The organism is Rickettsia endosymbiont of Ixodes scapularis (genome assembly GCF_000160735.1).
GTDB classification, from domain to species: domain Bacteria; phylum Pseudomonadota; class Alphaproteobacteria; order Rickettsiales; family Rickettsiaceae; genus Rickettsia; species Rickettsia tamurae.
The window spans coordinates 1,740,627-1,742,902 of the sequence record NZ_CM000770.1 but is presented as its reverse complement, the minus strand read 5'-3'; the positions used below and the strand labels follow the sequence as shown (position 1 = coordinate 1,742,902).

The window sequence follows — 2,276 nt, the reverse complement described above, 5'->3', positions numbered from 1 at the left end:
TATTATATTAAATATTGTCATATGCTGTTATAATAACTTCTTTAGCCACTAATATTTAAACAACGCGAGTTTCGAATTAATATAGCATAGGATTTAGCATATCAAGAGAGATGTAATAGAAGGTTTATTATCAGACATTTGATAATTTATCAGTGCTGCAACCATATGCACAAAGGCATTTGTAACTGATCTATGCCTTGAATGCTCAAACTTCCCCCAATAGTTTAATTTTACTAAACACAGATTCTATTAATGCTTTTTTAAGCAATAATATTTTATCCAACATAGACATAAGTTTATTTTTCATATTTTTCTTTACCCTAGTTACCATAAAAATTCCTTGCTCTAAAAGTTGTAGAAATAATTGTTGCGAAATATAACCACGATCTCCGAATACTTTACCAAAAAGATTTTTGATTATCAGTTCCAGCTGTTTTCTATCATCCTTATTGCCAGGGCTAAAAGATGCTTTAACTATACCACCGGCTCTATTAATTATTAGATGTAGTTTAAGTCCATAGAACCAACCTTTTGTTGTCTTACTGCTTGCTGCTATGCCGGCGAACACTTTATTCATTGAAATACGGTATCTCTTACATACCTCTATACTACTTGAATCTACAAAAGAGAGTCCGTCACACTGATCCAAAATAGAATTGAATATTAGTACTAATAGTGGTAAATGTGGACCTATTATTTTTATAAATTGACTATAGCTTACTAATTGAAAATCTCTTTGATGATGAATTCATATTTGCTTCAGATAATAATTCTTAAAACAATCATAAGATGACTGCCAGTAGCCTATTATAATTGTTATTACCTCACTTCTGTTCAGTCGACTTTTAGGACCAGATTTGTTGTTATGGTTAGTAATTGAATTTGTATGCTTGTCTAATTCTTGAAAAAAATCATCGACGTAACAAAATATTTCTGTAAAATCCATTATCATAGGTTATTGCTCTTAAAGTTTTTTCAATAACCTATAAACTTTTTTCTAATACTATAAATACCATATTTTAATGTCCCCCTTCGGGGATAAAGAAATCCCTCGCCTTCAGGCGAAGGGAAGATATAATGAAATTGCTTTAGCAATGAATTTATATCAAGAAACATGAGAAGTTATAGAAAGAATAGTCATAGTCAGTATGGATTTAAAAGTACATCTTATATGGATACCAAAATATAGGAAGAGAGTGTTGATAGGCAAAGTAGCGGAAAGGGCTAGAGATTTACTAAGGCAGATTTGTATGGAACATGAAGTATATATAATTTCAGGAAAAATATCATGTGATCACGTGCATATGTTTATCTCATATAAATCACAAATATCTCTTAGCAAGTTAGTACAGTATTTAAAAGGTAGTAGCTCAAGAATTTTATTGCAAGAATTTGCTCATTTAAGAAAACAATTTTGGGGCAATCATTTGTGGGCTAGGGGCTATATGGCGGTCAGTTCAGGTAATATAACTGATGAAATGATACAGCACTATATTGATGAACAGGAAGGTGAACCTGTGAATGATGATCGATTTCTAATCGATTCCACTTTATAACCCCTCAGCTTATAGCTGAGGGTTCTTTAGTTAATAAATTTACTATTGGTTAATATTTATTAATTAATATTACGATTGAGTGATTTATAAAATTTAAAGGAAATAGGCTGGTTTAATGAAGAAGGGTTATGGTGTTTGGGTAATCGTCATTGCGAGCAGGCATTGTTGCGTGGATCAATTTCACCCCTGTCATCCCGTGGCTTGACTACGGGGTCCATAAAAACAATAAAAATACTAATAATTTTAGTATTTTTAACTGGATCCCGCGATCAAGTCGCGGGATGACAGGGGTGAAATTGATCCCACGCAACAATGCCTTGCGAGCAAGCCGTAGGCTGCGTGGCAATCTCATGAAATAATAACAAACTCCTGAAATTGCGTACGTACAATTACTTACGTAATTTCCTCGCAATGACGTCAAAATAACATCCTATTCATCATCTATATTAGAAAGCTCATCTTGTAATTCTTGAGAAAATATATCCTTATCATCGCTTGATTTCTTAAGGGAGTTTTTGAAATTATTTAGGTCTTTATTTTCAAATATTTCAATAGATTTTAAAGTCTCGTTTGGAATTATAACTATAATATTTTTACTTAATTCATCTAAATAATCAGTGGTGACGGAAACTTTCAGCACTCCTCCATATTTGCTCTGTTTGCTACTTACTACAAAATCTTTTAAAGATTTACTTTTAAAATAGTTTTCAGAAGTAAAGA

2 protein-coding genes and 1 pseudogene are annotated in these 2,276 nt (G+C 31.9%); 1 reads left to right on the top strand and 2 read right to left on the bottom strand.

The annotated features are described in order from the left end of the window. Window positions 1-205: 205 nt before the first annotated feature. The gene (locus tag REIS_RS11430) at window positions 206-748 is read right to left on the bottom strand and encodes an IS982 family transposase (RefSeq protein ID WP_160143005.1); all 543 of its coding nucleotides are present in this window, start codon (window positions 746-748) and stop codon (window positions 206-208) included. Window positions 749-1,148: 400 nt separating this feature from the next. On the opposite strand from REIS_RS11430, the gene tnpA reads away from it, so the two are divergent. Then, entirely contained in the window at window positions 1,149-1,556 is a 408-nt protein-coding gene (gene tnpA / locus REIS_RS08845) for an IS200/IS605 family transposase (RefSeq protein WP_008581179.1), read from the top strand. 430 nt (window positions 1,557-1,986) lie between these two features. Here the strand turns inward: tnpA and REIS_RS08840 are convergent. After that, window positions 1,987-2,276, bottom strand: a pseudogene (locus REIS_RS08840) (CvpA family protein); the annotation flags it as partial.